The sequence below is a fragment of the Pelolinea submarina genome (assembly GCF_003966975.1).
GTDB lineage: Bacteria > Chloroflexota > Anaerolineae > Anaerolineales > Anaerolineaceae > Pelolinea > Pelolinea submarina.
Window position 1 is genome coordinate 1,213,949 of the sequence record NZ_AP018437.1, and the last position, 22,638, is coordinate 1,236,586.

The window sequence follows — 22,638 nt, forward strand, 5'->3', positions numbered from 1 at the left end:
TTCCCTCGGATTTTGAAAATTAAAGGACTTTATTCAAAAAATAAAGTCCTTTTTTCTTACACCCTTCTTACAGCATAAAATCATAATTTGTCTTATCCTATCCTGGACTTACAAGGAAACTGTCATGCGAAAGATTACAACATTTATACTGATCACCCTATTGGTGTTTGGCAGTGCCATTTTGGGTGCTTTTATTGGTGCTTCAGTGGCGACCAATCGGGCCACTGCCGGTACGACAACGGAAAATGTTCAGATTCAACCCGTATCTTCCTCCTCCGGTATCAGCCAAATTACGATTTCGTCCAGCAATATTAGCACCACAATTACGCAGGTAGTAGAAAAAGTCCAACCGACTGTCGTGACCGTGGTGGGCACGACTCCCGGCCAGATGACCTTTTTCGGTTATTCGGGTGACTCGACTGTCAGCGGCAGCGGCGTGATCATCACACAGGATGGCTATATCCTGACCAACAATCATGTAGTGGAGGATACCAACGAACTCACAGTCATCCTCAGCGATGGCTCTGAGCTGGGCGCAACCGTGGTGAGCACTGACAGCTTTGCCGATCTGGCTGTTCTCAAGGTGGAAGGCGATATGCCGAGTGTGGCGGTGTTGGGCAATTCGGACAACCTCAAACCGGGCGAGACTGTGATCGCGATTGGTTCACCGCTGGGCGATTTCCGCAACAGCGTCACGGTGGGTGTGGTCAGCGCTACCGGCCGTTCGTTGGATACCGGCAAAGGTTATGAGATGGAAAACCTGATCCAAACCGATGCGGCTATCAACAGCGGCAATTCCGGCGGCCCGTTGGTGAATCTGGCCGGCGAAGTGGTGGGTATCAACTCCGCGGTGGTACGCGGCAGCAGTACATCGGCAATTGCCGAAGGACTTGGTTTTGCCATTCCTTCCAATACGGCTTTGCTCATCAGCCAACAGATCATCACCAAAGGCTATTTTGCGCGGCCTTATATGGGTGTCAGTATTCAACAGATTGATCCTTCCACCGCGGCCCGCTATAACCTGCCGGTGGAATGGGGCGCCTATGTCACGCGTGTGGGCAGCGGATCCCCGGCTGAAAGCGCCGGAATTCGCCAGGGCGACATCATTGTGCGTATGGGCGATTTGCATTTCGACGAGGATACCCAATTTGTCAATGCGCTATTCAATTATCAGCCCGGTGATGTGGTGGAGGTTGAAGTTGTGCGCAATAATGCGCACATCACCATGCAGGTGACATTAACCGAAATGAGTTACTAAACCTCCGGAAACCTGCCGGGGCACGATTAAATAAACAATAGTAAAATAGCCTGTCTGGAAGGACAGGCTTTTCTATGCAAAACACCATTACCCCTGAAAAAATAAAAATGCTGGTCTTTGATATTGATGGTACATTGCTGGATTCCGAGCAAGTCCTTCAAGAACAAACCCGCACTGTATTGAAGCAATGCCAGGAAAAAGGCATTTTGGTGACCATTGCCACCGGGAAAAATTGGGACGCGGTACGTCCCCTGGCACAGCATCTTGAAATCCGGACCCCTCTGATCCTGTCCAACGGCGCCTTGCTGGCTGACCTTGAAGGAACATTTGAAGAGAAAATGACCATTCCCGGCGAGGTGATGCGGAGCATCATTCGCATCTGCCGGCAGGAAGATAAAGACCTGGTAATTTATTTAGGCGACCGGGTCTATATCGAGCACATGACTTACGACCTTTCTTTCCTGGAAACCTTCGGTTCAGTCAATATGATCGAGGTAGGCGAGTGGGAGTCATTGGGCGATAAATTATCGGACGTCCACAAATGCATGGCGGTGGATCGCGCATCCACAAAACAGCTAATGGAATTGGAGAAAGGGTTGCGCGCCGAGGTTGGGGATGTATTGGAATATTGCCTGGCTATGCCGGAAATATTGGATTTAACTCCCAAAGGTGCCACGAAAGGCGCCGGTTTGACTCGCTTATGTGAAAGGTTGGGACTTTCCCTCAGTAACGTAATGGCTTTCGGTGACGGCAACAACGATATTGATATTCTCACTGAGGCAGGGGTGGGTGTCTCGTTAGCCAATGGCATGACCCAAGCCAAAGCCTGCGCCGATCTGGTAGTGCCGTCCAACGACCACAGCGGACCGGCGCAGTTTCTGGAATACCTGTTTGACCTTTAATTTCCGCGCAGGCTTAATCTTTCATTTTCAGCAGGATGATAGCTGAAACCACGGTGAAAGGCAGGCAGCCGATTACACCGGCCGGGCTGGGTCCTAAAACCATGGGGGTCGCGCCACTCACAAATAGTAATCCCAGGGCGGCGATGCCGTTCAATGCGCCGTGCGCGATCACGGCCGGCCAGACACTGCCTGCTTTCTGGGAGATCCAACCGAAGAAGACACCGATTGAGAGGGTGAACCAAACCGTCATCAGCAGTCCCAACCAGGGATAGCCCCAGTAATCCAGGCCGTAGTTGTGGCCCATGGCGATGATCGGCCAATGCCAAATACCCCAGATGACCGAGGAAAGCAGTAATGCTTTACGGTTGCCCATGGCAGCCGAAAGTTTAGGCAGCAGGTATGCCCGCCAACCGAACTCTTCACCGAAAGTGGCCATGGAATTCAAGACAGGCGCCAGCAGCAGCGCCATTGCGGTTTGGCTGATGACGATGACCATCGGGTCACTGATGCTGGTGGCATTGGCGGCTTGCAGCTGCGCGCGCAGGGTGGTGAAGTTGGGATCATAGTATTGCGGCAGGATGACGAAGAATAACAAGATACCCAGAATGGTTGCCAGACCCGGGCCGAACCAACCGGCCAGCCAATAAGGCCAGCCTTTTTTCAGATTGGGGCTGATAAAGGCGTTCTGCCAACTTTCCCTGGTTATGATGCGCGTGAGGATATTAGCCAGGGCCGGTCCCCACATGAACACGCAAGCTTCTAAAATCAGCGCCAATGTGATGCCGGTGTTGGGGATCAGCTCAGGACTATTCACCAGCCCGCCGGTAAGAGCGATTACAAGGGCGCTGGACCAGGAAATGCCGAATGCCAGGATCAAAAATAATTTCAAGCGCCGTTTTTCAATATTCATACGTTCTTTCTCCTAATCTCTTCCATTATAAAATACAAGGATAATAAAATTAATTATCCCTGTAAGAATCCATTCCATATACGGAATGAAATTATTAAAGTTGTTCTTCCTGCAGCTGCGCCAAGGCGTGAGAGATTTCTTTGGTCTGCGGATAGAGTTTACGGAACAGCTGGTAATGGCGTTCGTAAACGGGCTTCAGTTCCGGATTGGGCTGGATTTCTTTGGCGATGTGCACCCAATTGTTTTTCAGAGTATCCAATCCATCCACCGCGCCGATGGCCATACCGGCCAGGTAGGCGTCGCCGTAGGATGCACCGATGGTCTTTTCGGGTACGATCTGGGGAATGCCGGAGATATCGCTGACCATTTGCAGCCACAGGTCGTTCTGCGTGCCGCCGCCTACCGCTACGCCGTGCTTGAAAGGTGTGCCGGCTGCCAGCATGGCTTCCAGGTTGTGTCGGATGGCGTAAGCCGTGCCTTCCAACACCGCGCGGTACATGTCGCCGCGCGTGTGGTTGAGCCCAAGCCCTGCGAACACACCGCGCGCCAGCGGGTCGAAGATGGGCGTGCGTTCGCCGCTCAGGTAGGGCAGCATCAGCAGGCCGTTTGCTCCGGCAGGGGATTGCGCCGCTTCACGTGCCAACACGGCATAGGCATTGTCCCCGCCGCCTTGCTGTTCGCGGATCAGATCTTTGGCGAACTGGTCGCGGAACCAGGTGGTGGCCGAACCGCTGGTGGAAAGGCCGGCGGCGTACACATAAGTGCCCTTGAACGCTCCCATGTCCAGCCACAGTTCGTCGGACGGTGTTGGCTTTTCGATAACAAGGATAAAGAAGGCTGTGCTGCCGTACATGATCATCAGTTCGCCCGGGCTGGCTACGCCCACGCTGATGGCTTCGGACAGCGCGTCCACCGCACCGAATGTGACCGGCGTACCCTCCAGCAGACCGGTTAGATTGGCCGCTTCGGCGCTGACACGCCCGGCAATCTCGTTGCTCCAGCCCAGGCGGGGCAGCTTTTCCAGCGGGCAGATCTCGCCCGCGAAACGCTCGTCCCATTCGCCGGAATGGATGTTGATCAGGGGGTTGAACTCGGAAGCCGTGTGGCGCTCGATCACGTACTCACCGGTGAGTTTGTAGATGATGTAAGAAGTGGCGGTCAGGAATTTATACGCGGCGTTATAGACATCCGGTTCGTTCTGCTTGAGCCACAGGATCTTTGGGCCGACTGCCTGGGTGGTCAGGCGCATGCCGCCCAATTCCACCAGCGCCTCGCGACCGTACAGCTCTTCCAATTGGTCGATTTGATCCATCGCGCGCGTGTCCACGCCGTACAGGATGCCCGGGCGCAGGGGGCGGCCGCTTTCGTCCACCGGCAGCAGGCAGGCGCCGATGGCGCTCAAGGCCACCGCGCCAATGCGGTCGCCCTGCGGCAGGCGGCCGGTCAGATCTTTAGCGATGCTGACAAAATCCGCCCACCACACCCCGTCCGCATCGTGCTCGGCCCAGCCGGGTTTGGAGATGGACATATCGTGATCAGCTCGCGCCTCTGCCAGGATGGTGCCGTCTTCGCGGCATAGGACGCCTTTGGAACTATAGGTGCCGATATCAATGCCAAGTAAAAGTTGTGCCATGCTGCCTCCAATGTGGAAATACCTGTAAATTAATTTTTTCGTAAAACTAAATTATAACCATTTGATTCCCGGAAAATGCGCAAGATTACAATTTTTCTATATTTGTGTAGACATATTGAATTGGCTTGTACGGGTTGCTATAATGCAATTGGAAATTGAGATAAATCGCTAACAAACAATCTCATTTGCATTGATGGGGGATTCATTTCAGCTATTCAATCTCTAAAGTGATATATGTATTTAATCAGGGAGGTATCCGATGGAGAAAAAGGGATTGCGCAAATATGCTGAGCTATTGACGGTGACGATTATTCTCATTGTAAGCCTGATTGGGTTGGGTGTTTCACAGGTATATTCACAAACGAATCCGATAGCTAATGTAATGGATAATTCGCAAATGATTGCGGAAACTCCACGAGTGACGACAAATGAACAGGTGACGCCCACACCTACAAAAGATGCTTTTGCCATCATCAAAGCCTACTCCCAACTTGGGAGGCCGGATTTAGCTTATGCTCAATTACAGACTGCTATTGTAGAAAATCCAGAACAATATCTTAGTCTACAAATATCAACGCCTATTCCTAATGATGTAATCTATAAGGACCATACCGATTCCCCCATGGTCTTAAAGAACAAATTTAATGGATTTTTATTTGAAGGGGGATATTACACAATCCTTAAAGCGTTCGAGGCAACTTCGATTTCAATTTTTACGGGAATTTTCTATGTTTTTCTAGGTTACCTTCTGATTAAATGGGTATGCAAATTCTTCTGTTCCATTTTTAGATGCCAATTTGATATTGGAGATTTTGAAGCAGGTATAACAATTCAATGTACTCCTGAAGAAGGATTTCAAGCTTTAATCGAAAAAGAAATATGGAGTCTATCGGACAGAAATGGATTGGATAATCGGTTGTTAATTTTTGAGATTCAAGAAAATCCCTCATTTGAAAAAGGCATGACTTTCTTACAAGTAAAAGATGTAGGCGTATTGTTAAAAATACTGAATTATCTATTCCCACCAAACATCATCACATTAATGGGTACGTTACATTATTCTCAAGAAAAAGGTGGAGGGGTAACTCTCCAATTAGTTAAGAGAAAAAGTGTAATTATTGCTGTGGCAACCCTCTGGCAGAAGGATTATGATCCTGGATTTGTACCTTCAGGGGAATCCATGAATTCCGAATGTTTTTATAATTTGGCTGAACCCGCAGCTTATTGGCTAATTTGGTATTTTATTAATAATTTTGATGGATATAGGTATAAAAAATTAATTCAAATTATTGCTAAGAAAAATGAACATTATCAAACCAAAATAAAGAAAAAATTGGTGAGTATTTTCGGCACAGATAATCATGATAGTGCCATGTTTAATTATCGTGGAGCAAGGTTCGTAGAAAATTTTGAAAAAAGGAAAGAAGAAGCATTACCATGTTTTTATAATAGTCTAGATTTCGACCCAAATAATCGACAAGCTTTGTTCAATTTGGCCACAACAATGATGCGAATTAGAACTGAGAAATTCATCAAAGATATTGAGAATAATACTGCTGGCGATAATATTGGAAGAGATTCCTCGACAGGCAACAATAAAAAGGAGCAAGAGAATTGTAATAAGGACTTAGTTATCGATTATTCCGAGTCAATTCTCCTGCTGAATACAGTAATTAAGTTATCTTATGAATCATCCATTAAATCAGCTCGTAGGATTGTGCCAACTCAAAAAATAAAGCAAGTGGAAGATGCAGATGAATTAATTTCAGGTGTTGAAAAAAGTAGAATTGCAGATTATTTTGATTCCTTGCTTGCTTTAACCCATTACCATCTTGGAGCAATCGGCGAATATATCTTTCAATTAAACGATTGTCACCCGGATTATGGCGATGCTCTTATTGAAAGTCAAAGACAATTCGGTTTTTGTCAAGAAATTCTGAAAAATTGTATCGATCATAATATGAAAAGGCATGATCAAAAAACAGTCAGGAAAGATGATCAAAAAGTTAGGGACAACGAGAAGAAGAACAAAAATAGAAATGGGAAAGTGAATATTCGCGACGACATAAAGAAAATGATGGAAGTTGCGATAGAGAGTAATAGTATTCTTGTGAAAATTGTATCTAAGAATAAAGAGAAAGTGGAAAAATTAAAAATTGAAGATAATGTTATGAACATTTCTGAAAAATACAACTTGGCATGTCATTATGCTGCATGCGCTGGTTTTTTCTACTCGAGAAAACCAGAAATGGTTGAATTGATTACCCAAAATATGGAGAGGGCAAAATATTATCTGAATGAAGTCATCGAAAATGACGAGAAGAAAAGGAACTGGTCTCAAGTCGACCCATCTTTATACCAATTAAGGCAATGGATGGAAAAGAAAGAGCTAAAAACCATTTTACAAAAATTCAAATATCCTCATCCATTAGATGATCTATTCAATATGAGTCCAGTGTTTGTGGAAAAACTTATAAAAATCAGCGGTCTAAATAATAGCGATGCTTTATTGAAAACTTGTGCGACACAAGCTGGACGCGATTATCTGTTCAAACGCACTTTATTTGATAAAGACTTGATCCTGGATTGGGCTATTCAAGCTGATCTGATGCGAATTCATTGGATAGATGGTTCTTATGCTAAATTATTGATCTATTGTGGCGTAAAATCTATCTTTGATTTGTGCAATTATCAAGATGAGGAAATTCTCTTGGAAACAATGTGTAAATATAATGACCTTTACCATTTGGTTGAGAGACTTCCTTCAAAGATTGAGCTAAAAAAGTGGATTGATGATGCTCGAAAGAAATCGAAGATTCTAGATTATTCCAAGGTATAGAAGAGAAAACTTATAACCAATCCAAAAATTGATAAAAATTGTATTATTAAATTTGCTAGTTTCTAATGGCTTATATTAATTAGTCGAAACAAAATATTAGTTCTGAAAATAATCTACAGAAAACCTTGATTGTTCAAATCATTTCGGAAGTAATCAAGCTATTGAGTTTGATTTGGGGTGGGTTTAACCAATGATGGATTCATTGCTACCGGTTTATGACGAATATATAACGGGATAAAGTGGATGGGGGTGCCGTCCAGAAATAACATAATGTGATATTCACCTTCTTCTTCGAGAAGGGTGCTGAAAAATGCGAAGGTAACGAAACCTTTATGGGCTTGCTGATCACCCGGGCGAGTCTTAAATGGAATAACGATGCGCTTGGAGGCTTCCTTGCCGGAAGGGGAATTGATCTGCGCGCTCAATTCAAAGGCTTCCTCGCCTGTGGTTTGCATTTCCAGCGCCACATAGAGCTGCGGCCAGCGCTGCGGCAGCTTGGAAACGTTGATATATTCGAACGTGCCGATGATGGAGGCCTTGCCGGCCGCGTCCACGCAGGCATAATCGCATAAGAAAGCCCATCTAATAACTGGCATGATCTTCCTCCGTTGTTATGGAATTATTGTACCCTTGAAAGAATAATTGTCATCCTGAACCCAGCGAAGCTGGGTGAAAGGATCTCGGCTTGCTTTCATTAACCTTTTCCGGCCGAGATCGCCATGCCGCTGCGCGGTACACGATGATAATAGAAAGCACTCTAGTATTCCTTGCTTTTCGAGGAGGATATGTGAGGAGATTTTTCGCTTGCTGTGGCGCTGTCTGCGTATAAAAGCACTTTGTAAGTGTAAAATCGGATGATTATCTGTTAGAAAAAAGTACCCCTACTATATAATCTTCTTAAGATGGAATTCCACATATCCCGCCAGGCGCGCAAGCGCTACAAGTTCGAAGATTCCCTGTTCTCCTTTAACGGCAATGTCATCTTTGCCAATTTCCACGCCGCGCGGGTATTTTCCCAGCGCATGAACGAAGTGCGTAACGCGGCTGCCAACCCACAACTGACAGTGCGCTCCGGGCAGATCAACGCGCTGGGCTTGATCGACGAGATCTTCCACCACATCTTCGCGCTGTATCGCACGCGCATGAACCCGGTACTGTACGATGACATGCTGGTTTGGCTGGAAAAGGACGTTGGCCGCCGCAAGTTGAGCACGGCGGTGCGCGCTTTCCTGCGCGAGTTTCCGCCGGTGCCGGTTTACCAGGGTAAGTTGGAACTCAACGATTTCCTGGCGGGAGAAACCGATGGAATTCCCAACCGCGCTGCGGCAGTTGAAGAATTACTGATGCTGTGGCTGGCCAATCAAAACCCGGCTTTTCTGCCTTATCAGGAGCTGTTTGACGATTCTGATTTGATTGAGAAGACCGCCTATTTTGAAATTGCGGACAGCTTGCATGAATTTTTTGAAACCCAGCCGCGCTTTGGCCCGGATGGACAGAATCTGGTGGATATGCTGCGCAGCCCAGCCATCGCCGTTCCCAATTCGCTCAATGGGCAGCTGGATTACATCCGCAGCCGCTGGAGCGAGCTGTTGGGCCATTACCTGCTTAAATTGCTGGGCAGTTTGAACCTGATCTCCGAAGAAGAACGCCTGCGCGGGCTGGGCCCGGGGCCGGTGCGCATTCCCACCTACAGCGAACGCCTGGAAGGGGAGGAGGAGCGCTTCAGCCGTGATGCGGACTGGATGCCGCACCTGGTGCTGCTGGCCAAAAACACATATGTGTGGCTGGATCAGCTCAGCCGCCAGTATCAGCGCTCTATCACGCATCTGGACCAAATACCCGATGAGGAGCTGGACAAGCTGGCTTCCTGGGGCGTGACCGGATTGTGGTTGATCGGCTTGTGGGAGCGCAGTTCGGCCTCCGCGCGCATCAAACAGTTGTGCGGCAATCCGGAAGCGATTGCCTCGGCTTACTCGCTCAAAGATTACCGTATTGCCGACGAGTTGGGCGGCGAAAGCGCCTGCCAGGACCTGCGCGAACGCGCCTGGCGGCGCGGCATCCGCCTGGCCAGCGACATGGTGCCCAACCACATGGGCATCGATTCCAATTGGCTGTACGAGCACCCGGATTGGTTCATCTCCATGCCGTATTCGCCTTTCCCGTCCTATTCATTCAACGGTGAAAACCTGAGCCGCAATCCGCGCGCGAATGTCCAGATCGAAGACCATTACTACGACCGCACCGACGCGGCCGTAGTATTTAAATATCACGATAATGAAAAGGATTCGGACAAGTTCATCTACCACGGCAACGACGGTACTAGTATGCCCTGGAACGACACAGCCCAACTGAACTACCTCAATCCGGAGGTACGCGAGGCGGTCATCCAGAAGATCTTGTCCATCGCGCGCAATTTCCCCATCATCCGCTTCGACGCGGCTATGACCCTGGCAAGGCGGCATTTTCAGCGCCTGTGGTTTCCGTTGCCGGGCGGCGGATGCGACATTCCCTCGCGCAGCGAGTTCAGCCTGACAGCCGAGCAGTTCAACCAGTACATGCCGCAGGAATTTTGGCGAGAAGTCGTGGACCGCGTAGCGGTCGAAGCGCCGGACACACTGCTGCTGGCAGAAGCCTTTTGGCTGATGGAGAGCTATTTCGTGCGCACGCTGGGCATGCACCGCGTGTACAACAGCGCCTTCATGAACCTGCTGCGGGACGAGGACAACGCCAAGTACCGCCAGTTGATCAAGAATACGCTGGAATTCGACCCGCAAATCCTGAAACGCTATGTCAATTTCATGAACAACCCGGACGAACAGACCGCCGCCAACCAGTTTGGCAAAGGCGACAAGTACTTTGGCATCTGCACGCTGCTGGCCACCATGCCGGGGCTGCCCATGCTGGGGCACGGGCAGGTGGAAGGGTTTACCGAGAAATACGGCATGGAATACAAGCGCGCCTACACGGATGAGTCGCCGGATCAGGCGCTGATCGACCGGCATGCCTGGCAGATCTTCCCGCTGCTGAAGAAACGCTACCTGTTCTCCGAAGCGGAGCAATTCCACCTGTACGATTTCTATACCCCCGATGGATTAGTAGATGAGAATGTGTTTGCCTACAGCAACCGCAGCGGCGATGAACGCGCGCTGGTGATCTATCATAATAAATTTGGCGATACGGCCGGTTGGGTGCGCTCTTCGGCGGCTTACATGGACAAGGGCAGCGGGGAACTGCGCCAGATCGATCTGCGCGCCGGGTTGGATTTGCCCGCTTCGCGCAACCATTTCGTCATTTTCCAGGATAGTATCACGGGACTGGAATACATCCGCAATTGCGGCGAGATTGACCAGAAGGGGCTGTACGTACAACTGGATGCCTACCGGGCGCACGTTTTCCTGAATTTCCGCGTGATCGAGGATGACAGCCAGCATAACTGGGCGCGCGTGCATGAGCAGCTGAAAGGGCGCGGCATTGCCGATATCCAGCGTTTACGCTGGGAGCTGCCTTTGCAGCCTTTACTGCAGCCGCTGCGCGAGATTTTCAACGCAGGTTATCTGACTTTCCTGTTGAAGAATATGCCCCAAACCGTTGGCGGGGAGCTGCCGGATTTCCTGCTGAATGAAGCCGAGCATAAGTTCGAGGCTTTAGTGAATGGCGCCCGCCAATTGATGCCGGACACCGTTTTCAAGGATATCTCTGCGGGAGCGTTCAAAAAACACCTGCGGCAATTAGGCACTTTTGTATGGGTCGACCAGATCCTGGCGCTGCTCAGGACCAGCTCGGCGGTGCAGTTATTCTCGCTGCTACGGGCGGAGTTGGATGACGAAAAGTGGATTATCCTGTTGAGTTGGTCGTTCCTGGATGGGCTGCGGGGAGCGCTGGATGTGGATTGCGACCGCTTCGGCCAATTATTGGAAGAATGGCGCATGCTGCCGCTGCTGCAGGAAGCCATGCGCGCTTTGGGTTTCAGCCGCACCGCTCAGCCCACGCGGCTGCTGGCCTGCCAGCAGGGCTGGCTGAAACGCTTTGGCCGGCGCACGCCAGATAAATTAATTGCGACGTTGCTGGAAAACGAAGATGTGCGCGGATGGCTGCGCATCAATATCTACGAGGGCAAGCGCTGGTTCAACCAGGAAGCCTTCGAGGATTGGTGGTTCTACCTGTCCGTGGAAGGGATGCTGGAAATCTTAAATAGCAAAGATGCGCGGGGCCGTAAGATCGCGCGTCTGGAGCATAGTTCAGAGTTCCTGATGCGCGTGCGTGAGACGGCTTTCGCCTCAGGTTTCGAACTGGAGTGCTGGCTGGAACTTTTGGGTAATCCCGACGATCCGGAATAACTCAATAATTCAACTGGAAACGCGATAAATAACTGAGGAAAGCCATGTCGCCGTGCAGGCCAGAGGCCTTGCTCTGCGCGCGGCTGATGATGGGTAGCAGCGCTTCGCTGACGTCCTTACCGCTGGCCAGTCTGGTCAGGTAAGTGGCGTGCGCGGCGTACTTGAGCGCATTCAGCGGCTCGATGCGATCCAGGTCGTAGAAGAACCAGGCGTCGGAGGACAGCATGCGCAGGCGTTCATTCTCGGCGGCCAGCAGGTTCTTCAGCATGTTGGTCTCTTCGATGGAAAGGTCTTTTTTGGCGTGCGCGCGCACGAATTCGTTCGGGTTGACCTTGTCGGTGATTACCTGCGCATAGTCGTCACGGGCTTGCCAGGGGTCTTCCAACAGGCCGTCGGATAATTCAACAAAGACTTGATCCACCGCTTCACACAGCCCGCTGAGGAACTCGCGCAGCGGTTTCTTCCAGGTGGCGTCGGGTGCGTCGCCGCACACGTCCCGCCAGCGTTCGATGCCGTGATGGCAGCTCCAGGAGGTGTTCTCGAGTACTTCGGCGGTTTGGTCCAGCGGGTGGTCGCGCAGCCAGCCGGCCGGGTAGGAGCGCAGGATGCCCTGGCTTTCGACCGCGCCGTCCAGCAGGTGCGCCAGGAACATGTCGCGGTAAGGCTGGTGGTGGCCGTACAGCTCGCCGTCTGAAGCGGCCAGGTAGAACTGCGGCCCGTCGCGTTGGATGAAAGCCATTTGCGGCTGCAGCCAGTCGTGCACGAAGCGGTCGGCGTTCTCTGTGGCGACCGGGTTGAAGCTGATCTCACCGGACAGGAAGCTGTTGTAAAAGAACACGCCCATGCTGCGCCCGGAGGGCAGCGCTATGCGGTAGGGGCGGGTGAAATCCAGATCGGGGCGTTTGGCCTGCCAGGGTGCCAGGATAGTGAACTGCATGCCTTCTTCAGCCAGCACGTCCAGCGTTTCCAGGTCCATGGCCGTTTCGGGCAGCCACATGCCCTGCGGCAGGTGGCCGAACATGCGCTGGAAATCGTGCAGGCCCCAGCGCACCAGGGTGGTCTTATCGCGCCGGTTGGAAAGCGGCATGATGATGTGATAGTAGGGCTGGGCCATGCCGTTGCTGATGCCCAAGCGCGCGGTCACGGCGTTCTCCTGCTGGATGATGGCTTGCAGGGTTTCGGGGTGTTCGCGTTCCATCCAATGCGTGAGGGTCGAGCCGATGTTGAAGCTGATCTTCTCGAAGTTGCCCGCGTTGGCGTTGGGCAGGTAGCAGGAATGGTAGATTTTTTCGGTCCAGTTGGGGTACGGTTCCGCCCCATATTCCTGGGGGATCTCCCCCGTGAAGGGGTCCACCCGCGGGGGCTGGTAGAAGTGGCCGTGCACGCAGAAGTGTTTTTCAGGCATTTAAGAGTATGTTCTTCACTTTTTTATATATTTTCCAAACTTTGGAATTTTACTCTAAAAAGTCCTGTTCCTGTTTAAATGGAAATTCTCCCCTGCATAACAGCCTGATCTGAAATTGACGATTTTTTTCCCGATAGATGGTTGCAGCGTTCTAAGCTGGATCGCTAGAGGATGACGAATTGGGTGATGTTCTCGGGATTGTATTTGATCTTGATCTGGTCGCCCGGGCGCGGAACGTTCAAGCGCGAAACCATCAACTGCCCGGCGGTTTGGAACGCCTCACCCGTTTTGGGTGTTACTTTGAGCGTCAGCAGCACCACGGGATTCATGTTAACGGTCGCCCCGGTGTCCTGGATGGCGATCACCTCGGCGGTGGCATCCGCTCCGGTTTGGGCGAGCTGCTCGGCTAACGCCCCCTGATCCAGGGTTTGGTTGGCCATGTTTAATGCCTGGTTGGCCTGGTCGACAAAATCCTTGCCCATAAATGCCTTGGTCAGTCCGCCCATCAAGCCCTTGTTGATGGCCTTATCGGCATCTTCAAGCGCCTTCTTGGGGTCTTTCTTGTTCTTTCCCATATTGAACATAAGAGATCCTTTCTACTCAGTAAGATCCTGATCTGGTGGGATGTAAAATGCTTCTGTTTGGGGGAAGAGAGGAGGATTGCAGAAACCTGCCAAGGGTGATGAAACCATCATACAGGAATTAAACGTGAATTTCAATGGAAAAAGTTACCGGAAAGAGAACGGATTACCTTACGAATTAAATCAGAGCATGGCCTGTTAGGGCAGGCCATGCTCGTCAGTAGGGTAGGAGGGCGGATATATTTCTAATTTAGTCTTTCAAGGTGATCTTGATCTTCGATTTTTTCTTTCTCTTGGTAGTCTTGTTATTGTCCCCGCCGCCTTTGAAGGCGTTCAGGATCAGCGGGATACACAGCAGCAGCACCAGCACGGCCAGCAGGCCGAAGAACAACGGCCAGGAGGCGGGTTGGGCCACTTCGGGCACCAGGCCGCCGGGGTTGTAGCCGGTCTGCGATTGGCCGCCCACGCCGCTGTAGCGGTCCGCCAGGGTGACGGTCAGGGCGCGCTGCACGCCGTCGCGCAGGCTGAGCGGGGTCACGTAACTGATGACAACTTCGCTCTGCAAGGCGCGGCGCATCTGGTCGTAGAGCGCCGACAGCTCGGCTTCGTTCTCGGCATAGCCGTAGCGCCCGCCCGCGTTCTGTGCGATCATGCGCAGGGTGTTCTCGTCGATACCGCTGTACTGGTCGGTTTCCTCTTCGCCTTCCGGCAGCAGGCCGAAGCCCACTGTGGAAATAGACAGGCCGCCGAAGCCGATGCTCGAAAGGGCCTCGTCGGGTGTGGCGATGCTCTGGTTGTCCAGGCCGTCCGTCAGGACGATGATGGCTTTGCGGCCGGAGAGCGGGTTGAGCGTGGCGATGGCCTGCACCAGCGCGTCATACAGGGCTGTGTCGGAGATGGCCGTGATGCTGTCGATGGCCGAACCGAGCGTCTGCGTATCGGCGGTGATGTCCTGCACCACGTGCACTTCGGTGTTGAAGGTGATGATGCCGGCCTGGTCGCCCGCGCGCATCTGGTCGATGTATTCGTGCGCGACCTTCTTGGCGCTGTCCAGCTTGCCGGCGTAGTTCATACTGCCGGAGTTGTCAATTACCAGCAGGGTAGTCAGCGGGCCGACTTCACCTTCGCCCTGGATGCTCTGGCCGCTGACGGGCTGGCCGTTCTCCAGGAGCTGCAGTTTGCCGGTGTTGATGACCTGCGGTTCGCCGTTGGTGTCGCGCACGGATACGTAAACGTTCACCAGCGGGAAATTGCTGGTATCGATTTGGGTGATCTGTAGGACGTAGTCGCCCTGGCTTTCCACCTTGGGGGTGGTCTGGCAGGCCGCGCCCAGCAGGGTCAGCGCCAGCAGCGCAATGGTCAGGAAGGGTCTCATTTTATTTTTCATGTTTACCTCTTCTCGTGATAGACCATTTCAGATTGGCCCATTTCAATGTGCTGCCCGTTGCGCAGGCGCGAAACTTCGATCTTCTTGCCGTCCAGGTAGGTGCCGCTCATGCTGATGTCCTTGAGGGTGAAGTAGGTGCCTTCACCTTTCAGAATGGCATGCTGCGGCGCGATATCCGGGTCGGCCACGACAATGTCGGATTTGAGCGGGCTGCTGCCGATGGCGGCCGCGGGAGCTTCTTTGCCCAGGAACTTATCCAGGATGAATTCCATGCCCCGCATCTTGCCGGTAGTGATCTCCAGCCAGGCGCGCGAGAACAGGAACACGATCAGGGCGATGAACACGCCCACGGACATGCCCAGCAGGACCAGCCCGGCGGCTTTGCCCATCAGGGCGTCGGCGAACATCAGGCGCGCGCCTTCCAACAGCACGCCACCCAACAGGCCGCCGATTAGGCCGCCCAGCCCGCCTTTCCAAAGCTGCGCGCCGCCGGTGATGCCGGTGGCCAGCCCGGTCAGCAGGCCGAAGATGCCCCAACCGATGGGGCGCCCCCACACCTCACCGCCGATGGAGAGGAACACACCCTCGGCAATGGGCAGGGCGATGGCGCCGCCCACGGCGCCCAGCAGGGCGCTCAGCAGGGATTTGCGCAGGCCGAACAGAAAGTTCTGCGCGGCGAAGCCTTCACCGAAGCCGATCAGCAGGCCGATCACGCCGCCCAGCAGCGCGCCCACGATCACTTCGCTCAGAAACAGGTTGTCCGTGAAGGATAAGCCCAGGATGTTGCTGATCTGCCAGCCAATCAAGCCGCCGATAGCGCCCAGCATTCCATAGGTATAAAAACGTGTAAAACGACTCATGTAGGTTAGACCTCCTCAGATTCTTCTTCCTCGTCAAACTCAATTGAATCCCAGGCAGGCTGCAGGTTTTTCCAAAAGACCACGCTTCTCTGGCGCCTATTGGTCAGCTCATAGAAACCAAAGTAAGAACGCTGGTCGATGGTGCCGTCCGGTTTGCGGATGAAGAAACCACCCACCGACTGGTGCGGCTCAATTACCAGGGCAACCTGCCACGCTTCCGGGAAGAAATTTTGATGCAGCCACAGATCCCAGGCCGAAAAGAAGACACCCATACGCGGGTGGGTATGGTACCAACCCAAAAAGACTTTGTTTGGATAATGTTCTTCCAGGTGATTATGCAATGCTACCTGCGTGTCGCCGGTGAATGTCAGATGCGCAGCGCCTTGTTCCGTGTAAACGGCCGGCAGGACGGTGTCCACCACAATGAAGGGTGTGCCGTGTAGGGAGTCACGGCAGTATTTGCCTGCCATCCAACCGCCCACTTCGTTATCCAGGTCGCTGCCGGCGTGCGCGCACATGCGCACGTAGGCGTTTTGGGTCACGAAAATGGATAAAGGCGGCTGAACACGCTGCATCTCCTCGTTGGCCGGTTCCCAACGCAAAGCGTTGTGGATAGGGATGCGCGAATGCTGCGGCTTTATTCCGGGTTTATCAAATAATTTCACTCGCGGATAAATATTCAAGGCGGCAGCTCCAGCTTATAACCTATCCTGCGGTGATGTCGGCAGTGATCATCAGACGGTCGTCATCCGGCACACCGGCTGTATTGAGCGTCTCATCATCCTGCAGTTCCCGGCCGAGGGCTTTGCTGTCCAGGCGGTAACTGACGGGGCGGCCGTCCGGGCCGACGGTGGGCAGTTCCAGGGTGGTTGCCAATTCGGGCACCAATTCCTTCACGGCCACGTCGTCGGGAACTTCCGCGTTGCGGGTTCCTCCGGAGGGTAAAACCAGGGTTACATTTTTATCAGCCATCTTCTTTCTTACTCCTTTCAATTATTTCAGTTTGATTTTTGGCTTTGCCGTTGTGGTGGGTTTGCTGAATTTGATCCTCTCAGGGCGCAGCAATTCGCGCGTGTCCACTGGGAAATAATTCGGGTTTTTCTTGCGAAATTCCCTGCACCACTTGGCAGCTTCCATGTCCCACGGGAAGGGGGGTTTGGTGGGATCATCGTGGAAGTTTTTGTACTGCAGCATTTCCCCCAGCATAATCACCAGGCGGTCCAACGACCGGCTGGCCGACCACCAGGCCGCGTCAATACACACGCTGCCGTTGGCATGGTTGATGTTCGGGTGCCAGATGGGGGTCATCCATTTCATGCCCGGCCAGCGCTGCGGGTACTGGCTGTGCAGGTAGATCTCCACCTGATGATGCTGTCCAATCTTGGGGTTGCCGCTGCGGTCGACGCTCACAATGCCTTTGCATTTGTAGGTGATGATGTAACGTTCCGGCGGCAAGCCGACTCGTTCCGATGTGGCTTTGACCTGGATCAGGTCGCTGCGCGCATCGATTTCCTGGATCAATTCGTAATCCTTGCGCAAGCGGCGCAGGCGCGGGTTGGAATTCACCGAAATCGCGCCGGCACCGGCAGTGATGTCCGTGGTGATCATCAAGCGGTCTTCGCTGGGAATCCCGCTTGCGGCCAAAGTCTCATCCTCACGCAGCTCGCGCCCTAACGCTTTGCTGTCCATGCGGTAGCCCATGGGCCGGCCGTCCGGGCCGACGGTGGGCAGTCCCAGCAAGGAGGTGAGTTCTGCCAACAGGTCGCGCACGGCCACATCGTCGGGCACATCCGCCCGGCGGGCGCTTCCGTTGGGTAGTACGAGTGTTACTGAAATATCCGCCATTTACTCCTCCACATTAATAAAAATAATTTCACAGCTCGTTCCGGTGAGCTACACCGCAGGATCCGGTCAGGTCCCAGCAGTCCTTATGATGCCAGGTGCCGCATTCGGGACAGACCACGATTTCCTCACTTTTATCGACTTTTTCAAGACAATACGGGCAGACATGTTCCTCTTCACCCATCAATTTAACGTCGTTCAGCTGCTTGCCTTTGGATTTGCGCGGCGCGGCTGTTTTGACAGCTGTACTTTTCTTCGTCGATTTTTTGGGCGCTTTGATCACGACCGGCGCTGAAAGCGCGGTGGAAGCGGGTCCGGTGTTGATGTGCACCGCCTTGACGGGCGCACTGATCTTCGGTTTGGAAGCGATCTTTTTTACCTTATCGGAAACCGTATGCGTAACCTGCCAGTTGCCGGGGTTTATGGCGGACAGCACCGGCTGCACACGCTGGCTGAGCGAGATTGTGGGTTTGGCTGTCCGGGCGCGGGCGGCGGGCCGGGGCGCGGGCGTGGGTGCCGGGGCTTGCTGTGCCCGCGAAGCCTTGGCGGGTTTATTGACTTTATCCGCTTTGTTTACCGTACGGGAACGGCGCAGGAAAAACAGCGTGGGCAGGGAAATGATCAGCAGCAACATGCCCTGCGCACCATCGCTGATGTTGGGAGTTTGCAGGGTCAATGCATGGGTCAGGAAGGAGAAACGGTAAGGGCTTTCGTAAAAATAATCGACCATCAGCAGGGCCAGCACCTGGGTGATTAATGCGATTAAAAATAAAAGGACCCCGTGCCAGCGGCGGAACAGAAGCCGCGCGATCAAACTACCGATGAAAGCCACAGCGGCCAGTATGCAGAGGCGCAATATAAAATAATCCATGGTCGGGCGGGGAGCCAGCAGGATGATCACCAGCAGTGCCGCGGAGATGCTGAAAACCAGCAGCGCCAGCCATTTCAGGAATGCGTTCAGGACTTTCATGAAGACTTCTTATCCTTGACCTTGATAGTGATTTTTTCTTCCTTTTCAACGGGCGTGCTGATCTTTACGTCCGGGTCATGCAATTTAATCTTGGGACGGCTTTTCAAGACAACTTTTTCGCCCAGTTTGATGCGCCCGCTCAGTTTGAGCGGGGTTTCATAGGCCGGTTTCTCAAAATGGTTGAAATGCAGCGCATCTTCCAAATCGCCGCTCAGTTCATAAAAACGATATTCGCTGGCATTAAATGCACGTACGATGTGCAGAGCCGGCACGCCCAGACTGGCCAGGGTGCGGGAGAGGAAATTCTCCTCGCCGGTGATGGTGTGGGAAAGTTCCGTCTCGCGCAACAAACCGCAGGCCGGGCAGTGAGCGCGGTTGAATCCGACTGAAGAGATGGGTTCCAGAATCTCCTCGTGTGTGCCGCACTGCGGGCAGTTCAGCGAGAGCACCAATTCCTGGTCCAACTCGATGACCGCGTCCGGACCCAGGTCGCGGCGCGCGATTTTGAGAAGGTCGCCCAGTGTGGTGGTGTCGGCGCGCAGGGGCAGCTCGGTGATGTCGCCGTAGGTCCAATGGCTTTCGCAGTCCTCCACCGGCGTGTAGGCGGTGGTGTGCATTTCATTAGTCATGCCATTGAAATGGATCACCTGGCCGGGTTTGACCGGCTTGCCGTGCAGCAGCTTAAGAGCTTCCTGCGACTGGATGGCGGCGATGATGGAGGCGATGGTGGGGGTGGTGGGCACCTTGCCCAGCAGCACGTTCTCGCGTGCCAGCAGCGGGCAGGAATAGCGCAGCGCAAGGTCGCGGCGGGCCTGCTCGGTCAGGCTGCATTCGAAGCAGGCACCCTGGCCGGGCACAAACACGCGCGCCAGACCGAAGAATTCCTGAATGGCCCCGTCCACCCAGGGTTTATCAATCCAGTAAGCAAAGCGGTTGATGGCCAGCCGGGCTTCGCGGTTATCCAGGCAGCCGATGATGACATCCATGCGCCGGAAAACACCCAGACCGATGTCGGTGGTCACATCGCCGTGTACGTACTGCACGTGAATGTTGGGGTTGATCTCCTTGGCGCGCGCGGCGGCCACTTCGGCTTTCTTGCGGCCGGAATCGCTTTCGCGGAAAAGCACCGAGCGGGACAGGTTGGCCAGCTCGATAGTATCGAAATCAACGATGAAGATGTGGCCGATGCCCATCAGCACCAGGTTCTTGATGACCTCGTTGCCCAGTGCGCCGGCACCTACCACCATGACCTTGGCGTTTTCCACCTTTTCACGCTCCCACCAGGAAATGAACTCAAAAGTGCCCTGGCGGTCGGTTTTCAGATTGGGGATAATCAGGGGCTTTTCGGGGTTGGAGGGCAGACGGCGCGGGCCGTCGGGAAAATCGTCCGGCGAAATACGCACGCGCCCGGCCACAGGCTGGTTTTCAGCCAACTCGGCAATTTGATGGGCCAACGGCAGGTTGTGCTCATCCAGTTCGGAGATGAACCAGCCCACGCCGTGGCGCGACTCGATCAGGTTGATCTCTTCCAGCGCTTTCAACGCTTCACGCAGGGTGGAGCGGCTTACGCCGAAGAGCTTGATCAGGTCACGCTCGGCCGGCAGCTGGAAGCCGGACTGGTATGTTCCGTCCAGAACCTGCGCGGCCAATTTGCCGGCTACAATTTCAGATAAAGATTTGCGGGGAATTTCGTCCACTGGTGCCTCGCTTTTGGTATATTGGTCAGACCACTATACCAAAGTATAGGAGTTTTTGTTGGGGTTGTCAATAGATTAATAAAGAATCACAGATCTGTAGGAAAAACACATTGTGTTTTCCTTCAAGGGTTAATTATATCCGGCCCGGGATTGCAGCGGAGGTTGGCGAGTATTTCAATTCTGAAAGAAATGAATAATATTTGCAGTATCCTGCTTAGAATATTTTTTTTGTCACGCATGAATGCGTGACCTATAAAAATCCGGGTAGGTCAGGCATTCTTGCCTGACAGAATTTATTGCTAACAAACTTATCCTTGTGTCAACCATCCCTCTGGAGGGACAGACGAACGCGTGATCTATAATGCGATATGTTTGGTTAGGCAATCACCTATTAATTGGATGTGCATGATAAAGCCGGTTTAAACGTCACGCATGAATGCGTGACCTACATGGCACAACTGATAATTAAAAAAGCGGCCCCGTGTTGAAAGGGGCCGCGCTTCGTTTTCTTCTATAAAATGCTATTTCGCCAACTGGTAGATCTCGAGCACTTCGTCGCGGGTGAGCTGCGAGACCATGCCGATGCGTTCCACGCCGATATCGACGGTGGCGTGGTCGGCCAGCATTTCAAAGCTGTCTTCGGTCACGCCGATCTCGGACAGGCGCGTGGGCAGGCCGATCTCTTTGATGAACTGCTCCAGGGCTTCAATGCCGCGCAGCGCGGTGGTTTCAAGGTCGTAGAAGTCGGCCGGGACGCCCATGACGCGCGTGGCGAACTCAGCGTACTTGGGCAGGTCGCGCTTGTAAACGTACTTCATCCAGGCCGGGGTGATGATGGCCAGGGTGCTGCCGTGGGTCTTCTGGAAGCTGGTGGTGACGGGGTTTTCGATGTTGTGCACAGCCCAGTCGGAGGCGGCGCCCATCTCGATGATGGGGCTGTTGCCCAGCATGGCGGCCAGGAACAGGTTGGCGCGCGCTTCATAGTTGCGCGGGTCCTTGATGACCTTGCGGATCTCATCCATGATGGTCAGCATGTTGGCTTCGCACAGGCGGTTGGACAGGTTGACGTGGTTCTCGCCGTTGAAGTAGCGTTCCATGGTGTGCGAGATGATGTCGAAGGTGCCGGAAACGGTTTGCTTCAGCGGCAGGGAGAAGGTCAGTTCCGGGTCCATGACCGCGAACTTGAAGCGGAAGGAGTTCTGGAACAGCGGGTATTTGATCAGAGTGTCGCCGCGGTCGTCCACGACCATTGCGTTGTTGGAAATTTCGCTGCCGGTGCCGGGCATGGTGACGATGGTGCCGAGGGGCAGGCAATCCGGGGACATTTTCTTGTAATGGGCGAAGTCGGCCAGTTCACCGTCGTTTTTGGTGAAGAAAGCGATGGACTTGGAGCTGTCCATGACACTGCCGCCGCCGATGGCCAGCACGAAGTCGACGTTCTCTTTACGACACAGCGCCACGCCTTTTTGGATGAGCGAGTAACGCGGGTTGGGGACCACGCCGCCCAACTCCAAAACGGTCAGGCCTTCGGCTTCCAACAGGCCTTTTACCTTGCCGAGTAATTCTTTCAAATAGTCGCCGCCGTCGTGGTGGATCAGGACCTTCTTGCCGTATTTGGCAACTTCCTTGCCCACTTTATCGACACTGCCTTTGCCAAAAATCAATTTGGTCGGAAATTCAAGTTCAAAGTTCAACATTTCGTTTATCCTCTTATCTATAAAAATTTTTACATGATCTTGTTTGTTAAATCAAATTGTGCCTGCGCACGGTGTATTTGTTTAAGTTTCGACGATATTCACCTTCTTCTTTTACCAATAAAAATGTTAATCCTAAAACAGACCGCTGTTGAACAGTCCGAGTAAATGCCGTTATATTTGTTTGTAAAATCTCGATGGCAAACCTGAACACGTAATAAATGATTGAATTTCCGCGGGCCGCGGATGGATGAAAGTTCCAGGCAGACAGGAAACTTGGTTGAAATGTCGATTGGATTGCGGATTGCTTTTTCGATGGATAA

General features: G+C 52.8%; 17 protein-coding genes. 4 read left to right on the forward strand and 13 right to left on the reverse strand.

Annotated features, from left to right (window positions below; all coding sequences use genetic code 11):
* The first annotated feature begins 124 nt into the window (after nt 1–124).
* Together Pelsub_RS05365 and Pelsub_RS05370 are read left to right on the forward strand one after the other, a co-directional pair.
* Nucleotides 125–1,258: a S1C family serine protease gene (locus Pelsub_RS05365; RefSeq protein ID WP_116224749.1), complete on the forward strand. Its 1,134-nt coding sequence runs from the start codon at nt 125–127 to the stop codon at nt 1,256–1,258.
* A 74-nt stretch (nt 1,259–1,332) separates the two neighbouring features.
* The gene (locus Pelsub_RS05370) at nt 1,333–2,160 is read left to right on the forward strand and encodes an HAD family hydrolase (RefSeq protein WP_116224748.1); all 828 of its coding nucleotides are present in this window, start codon (nt 1,333–1,335) and stop codon (nt 2,158–2,160) included.
* Between the two features lie 13 nt (nt 2,161–2,173).
* Here the strand turns inward: Pelsub_RS05370 and Pelsub_RS05375 are convergent, their stop codons facing one another.
* Both Pelsub_RS05375 and Pelsub_RS05380 read right to left on the reverse strand, forming a co-directional pair.
* Nucleotides 2,174–3,070 carry a CPBP family intramembrane glutamic endopeptidase gene (locus tag Pelsub_RS05375; RefSeq protein ID WP_116224747.1) on the reverse strand — a complete coding sequence of 299 codons (897 nt, stop codon included), beginning with the start codon at nt 3,068–3,070 and terminating at the stop codon, nt 2,174–2,176.
* 94 nt (nt 3,071–3,164) lie between these two features.
* Nucleotides 3,165–4,703, reverse strand: coding sequence for an FGGY-family carbohydrate kinase (locus Pelsub_RS05380; protein WP_116224746.1), 1,539 nt, complete (start codon nt 4,701–4,703; stop codon nt 3,165–3,167).
* A gap of 259 nt (nt 4,704–4,962) precedes the next feature.
* Between Pelsub_RS05380 and Pelsub_RS05385 the strand changes: the two genes are divergently transcribed.
* Nucleotides 4,963–7,542, forward strand: a complete 2,580-nt coding sequence (locus Pelsub_RS05385; protein WP_116224745.1) for a DUF4332 domain-containing protein — start codon at nt 4,963–4,965, stop codon at nt 7,540–7,542.
* Between the two features lie 158 nt (nt 7,543–7,700).
* Here Pelsub_RS05385 and Pelsub_RS05390 read toward each other — a convergent pair whose 3' ends face one another.
* Nucleotides 7,701–8,138 (reverse strand): DUF6941 family protein, encoded by a 438-nt coding sequence (locus tag Pelsub_RS05390; RefSeq protein WP_116224744.1) that lies wholly within the window; start codon nt 8,136–8,138, stop codon nt 7,701–7,703.
* Nucleotides 8,139–8,444: 306 nt separating this feature from the next.
* Between Pelsub_RS05390 and Pelsub_RS05395 the strand changes: the two genes are divergently transcribed.
* On the forward strand, nt 8,445–11,879 hold the full coding sequence (locus tag Pelsub_RS05395) for an alpha-amylase family glycosyl hydrolase (protein WP_116224743.1): 3,435 nt from the start codon (nt 8,445–8,447) through the stop codon (nt 11,877–11,879).
* Nucleotide 11,880: 1 nt separating this feature from the next.
* Here the strand turns inward: Pelsub_RS05395 and Pelsub_RS05400 are convergent, their stop codons facing one another.
* The 10 genes from Pelsub_RS05400 to Pelsub_RS05445 all read right to left on the reverse strand — a co-directional run bounded on the left by Pelsub_RS05400 (nt 11,881) and on the right by Pelsub_RS05445 (nt 22,318).
* Nucleotides 11,881–13,284 (reverse strand): DUF3536 domain-containing protein, encoded by a 1,404-nt coding sequence (locus tag Pelsub_RS05400; protein ID WP_116224742.1) that lies wholly within the window; start codon nt 13,282–13,284, stop codon nt 11,881–11,883.
* A 164-nt stretch (nt 13,285–13,448) separates the two neighbouring features.
* The gene (locus tag Pelsub_RS05405; protein ID WP_116224741.1) at nt 13,449–13,868 is read right to left on the reverse strand and encodes a DUF3592 domain-containing protein; all 420 of its coding nucleotides are present in this window, start codon (nt 13,866–13,868) and stop codon (nt 13,449–13,451) included.
* 247 nt (nt 13,869–14,115) lie between these two features.
* Nucleotides 14,116–15,252 (reverse strand): vWA domain-containing protein, encoded by a 1,137-nt coding sequence (locus Pelsub_RS05410; RefSeq protein ID WP_116224740.1) that lies wholly within the window; start codon nt 15,250–15,252, stop codon nt 14,116–14,118.
* A 2-nt stretch (nt 15,253–15,254) separates the two neighbouring features.
* Nucleotides 15,255–16,112 (reverse strand): FHA domain-containing protein, encoded by an 858-nt coding sequence (locus Pelsub_RS05415; RefSeq protein WP_116224739.1) that lies wholly within the window; start codon nt 16,110–16,112, stop codon nt 15,255–15,257.
* Between the two features lie 5 nt (nt 16,113–16,117).
* Complete coding sequence (locus Pelsub_RS05420) at nt 16,118–16,795, reverse strand: Mov34/MPN/PAD-1 family protein (RefSeq protein ID WP_116224738.1); 678 nt, start codon at nt 16,793–16,795, stop codon at nt 16,118–16,120.
* 22 nt (nt 16,796–16,817) lie between these two features.
* Nucleotides 16,818–17,084: an EsaB/YukD family protein gene (locus tag Pelsub_RS05425; protein WP_116224737.1), complete on the reverse strand. Its 267-nt coding sequence runs from the start codon at nt 17,082–17,084 to the stop codon at nt 16,818–16,820.
* A gap of 21 nt (nt 17,085–17,105) precedes the next feature.
* Nucleotides 17,106–17,957: a ubiquitin-conjugating enzyme E2 gene (locus Pelsub_RS05430; protein WP_116224736.1), complete on the reverse strand. Its 852-nt coding sequence runs from the start codon at nt 17,955–17,957 to the stop codon at nt 17,106–17,108.
* A 28-nt stretch (nt 17,958–17,985) separates the two neighbouring features.
* Entirely contained in the window at nt 17,986–18,924 is a 939-nt protein-coding gene (locus Pelsub_RS05435; protein ID WP_116224735.1) for an RING finger protein, read from the reverse strand.
* Nucleotides 18,921–20,621, reverse strand: a complete 1,701-nt coding sequence (locus Pelsub_RS05440) for a ThiF family adenylyltransferase (RefSeq protein ID WP_116224734.1) — start codon at nt 20,619–20,621, stop codon at nt 18,921–18,923. Before Pelsub_RS05440 ends, Pelsub_RS05435 begins: the two co-directional genes overlap by 4 nt.
* Before the next feature lie 521 nt (nt 20,622–21,142).
* Nucleotides 21,143–22,318, reverse strand: a complete 1,176-nt coding sequence (locus tag Pelsub_RS05445; protein ID WP_116224733.1) for an iron-containing alcohol dehydrogenase — start codon at nt 22,316–22,318, stop codon at nt 21,143–21,145.
* Nucleotides 22,319–22,638: the final 320 nt, after the last annotated feature.

What these genes read in the sequence shown, in the direction of transcription:
- Pelsub_RS05400 (WP_116224742.1), bottom strand. Translation starts at nt 13,284, where the DNA reads ATGCCTGAAAAACACTTCTGCGTGCACGGCCACTTCTACCAGCCCCCG.
- Pelsub_RS05390 (WP_116224744.1), bottom strand. Translation starts at nt 8,138, where the DNA reads ATGCCAGTTATTAGATGGGCTTTCTTATGCGATTATGCCTGCGTGGAC.
- Pelsub_RS05435 (WP_116224735.1), bottom strand. Translation starts at nt 18,924, where the DNA reads ATGAAAGTCCTGAACGCATTCCTGAAATGGCTGGCGCTGCTGGTTTTC.
- Pelsub_RS05375 (WP_116224747.1), bottom strand. Translation starts at nt 3,070, where the DNA reads ATGAATATTGAAAAACGGCGCTTGAAATTATTTTTGATCCTGGCATTC.
- Pelsub_RS05425 (WP_116224737.1), bottom strand. Translation starts at nt 17,084, where the DNA reads ATGGCTGATAAAAATGTAACCCTGGTTTTACCCTCCGGAGGAACCCGC.
- Pelsub_RS05410 (WP_116224740.1), bottom strand. Translation starts at nt 15,252, where the DNA reads ATGAAAAATAAAATGAGACCCTTCCTGACCATTGCGCTGCTGGCGCTG.
- Pelsub_RS05405 (WP_116224741.1), bottom strand. Translation starts at nt 13,868, where the DNA reads ATGTTCAATATGGGAAAGAACAAGAAAGACCCCAAGAAGGCGCTTGAA.
- Pelsub_RS05415 (WP_116224739.1), bottom strand. Translation starts at nt 16,112, where the DNA reads ATGAGTCGTTTTACACGTTTTTATACCTATGGAATGCTGGGCGCTATC.
- Pelsub_RS05430 (WP_116224736.1), bottom strand. Translation starts at nt 17,957, where the DNA reads ATGGCGGATATTTCAGTAACACTCGTACTACCCAACGGAAGCGCCCGC.
- Pelsub_RS05365 (WP_116224749.1), top strand. Translation starts at nt 125, where the DNA reads ATGCGAAAGATTACAACATTTATACTGATCACCCTATTGGTGTTTGGC.
- Pelsub_RS05395 (WP_116224743.1), top strand. Translation starts at nt 8,445, where the DNA reads ATGGAATTCCACATATCCCGCCAGGCGCGCAAGCGCTACAAGTTCGAA.
- Pelsub_RS05370 (WP_116224748.1), top strand. Translation starts at nt 1,333, where the DNA reads ATGCAAAACACCATTACCCCTGAAAAAATAAAAATGCTGGTCTTTGAT.
- Pelsub_RS05385 (WP_116224745.1), top strand. Translation starts at nt 4,963, where the DNA reads ATGGAGAAAAAGGGATTGCGCAAATATGCTGAGCTATTGACGGTGACG.
- Pelsub_RS05380 (WP_116224746.1), bottom strand. Translation starts at nt 4,703, where the DNA reads ATGGCACAACTTTTACTTGGCATTGATATCGGCACCTATAGTTCCAAA.
- Pelsub_RS05445 (WP_116224733.1), bottom strand. Translation starts at nt 22,318, where the DNA reads ATGTTGAACTTTGAACTTGAATTTCCGACCAAATTGATTTTTGGCAAA.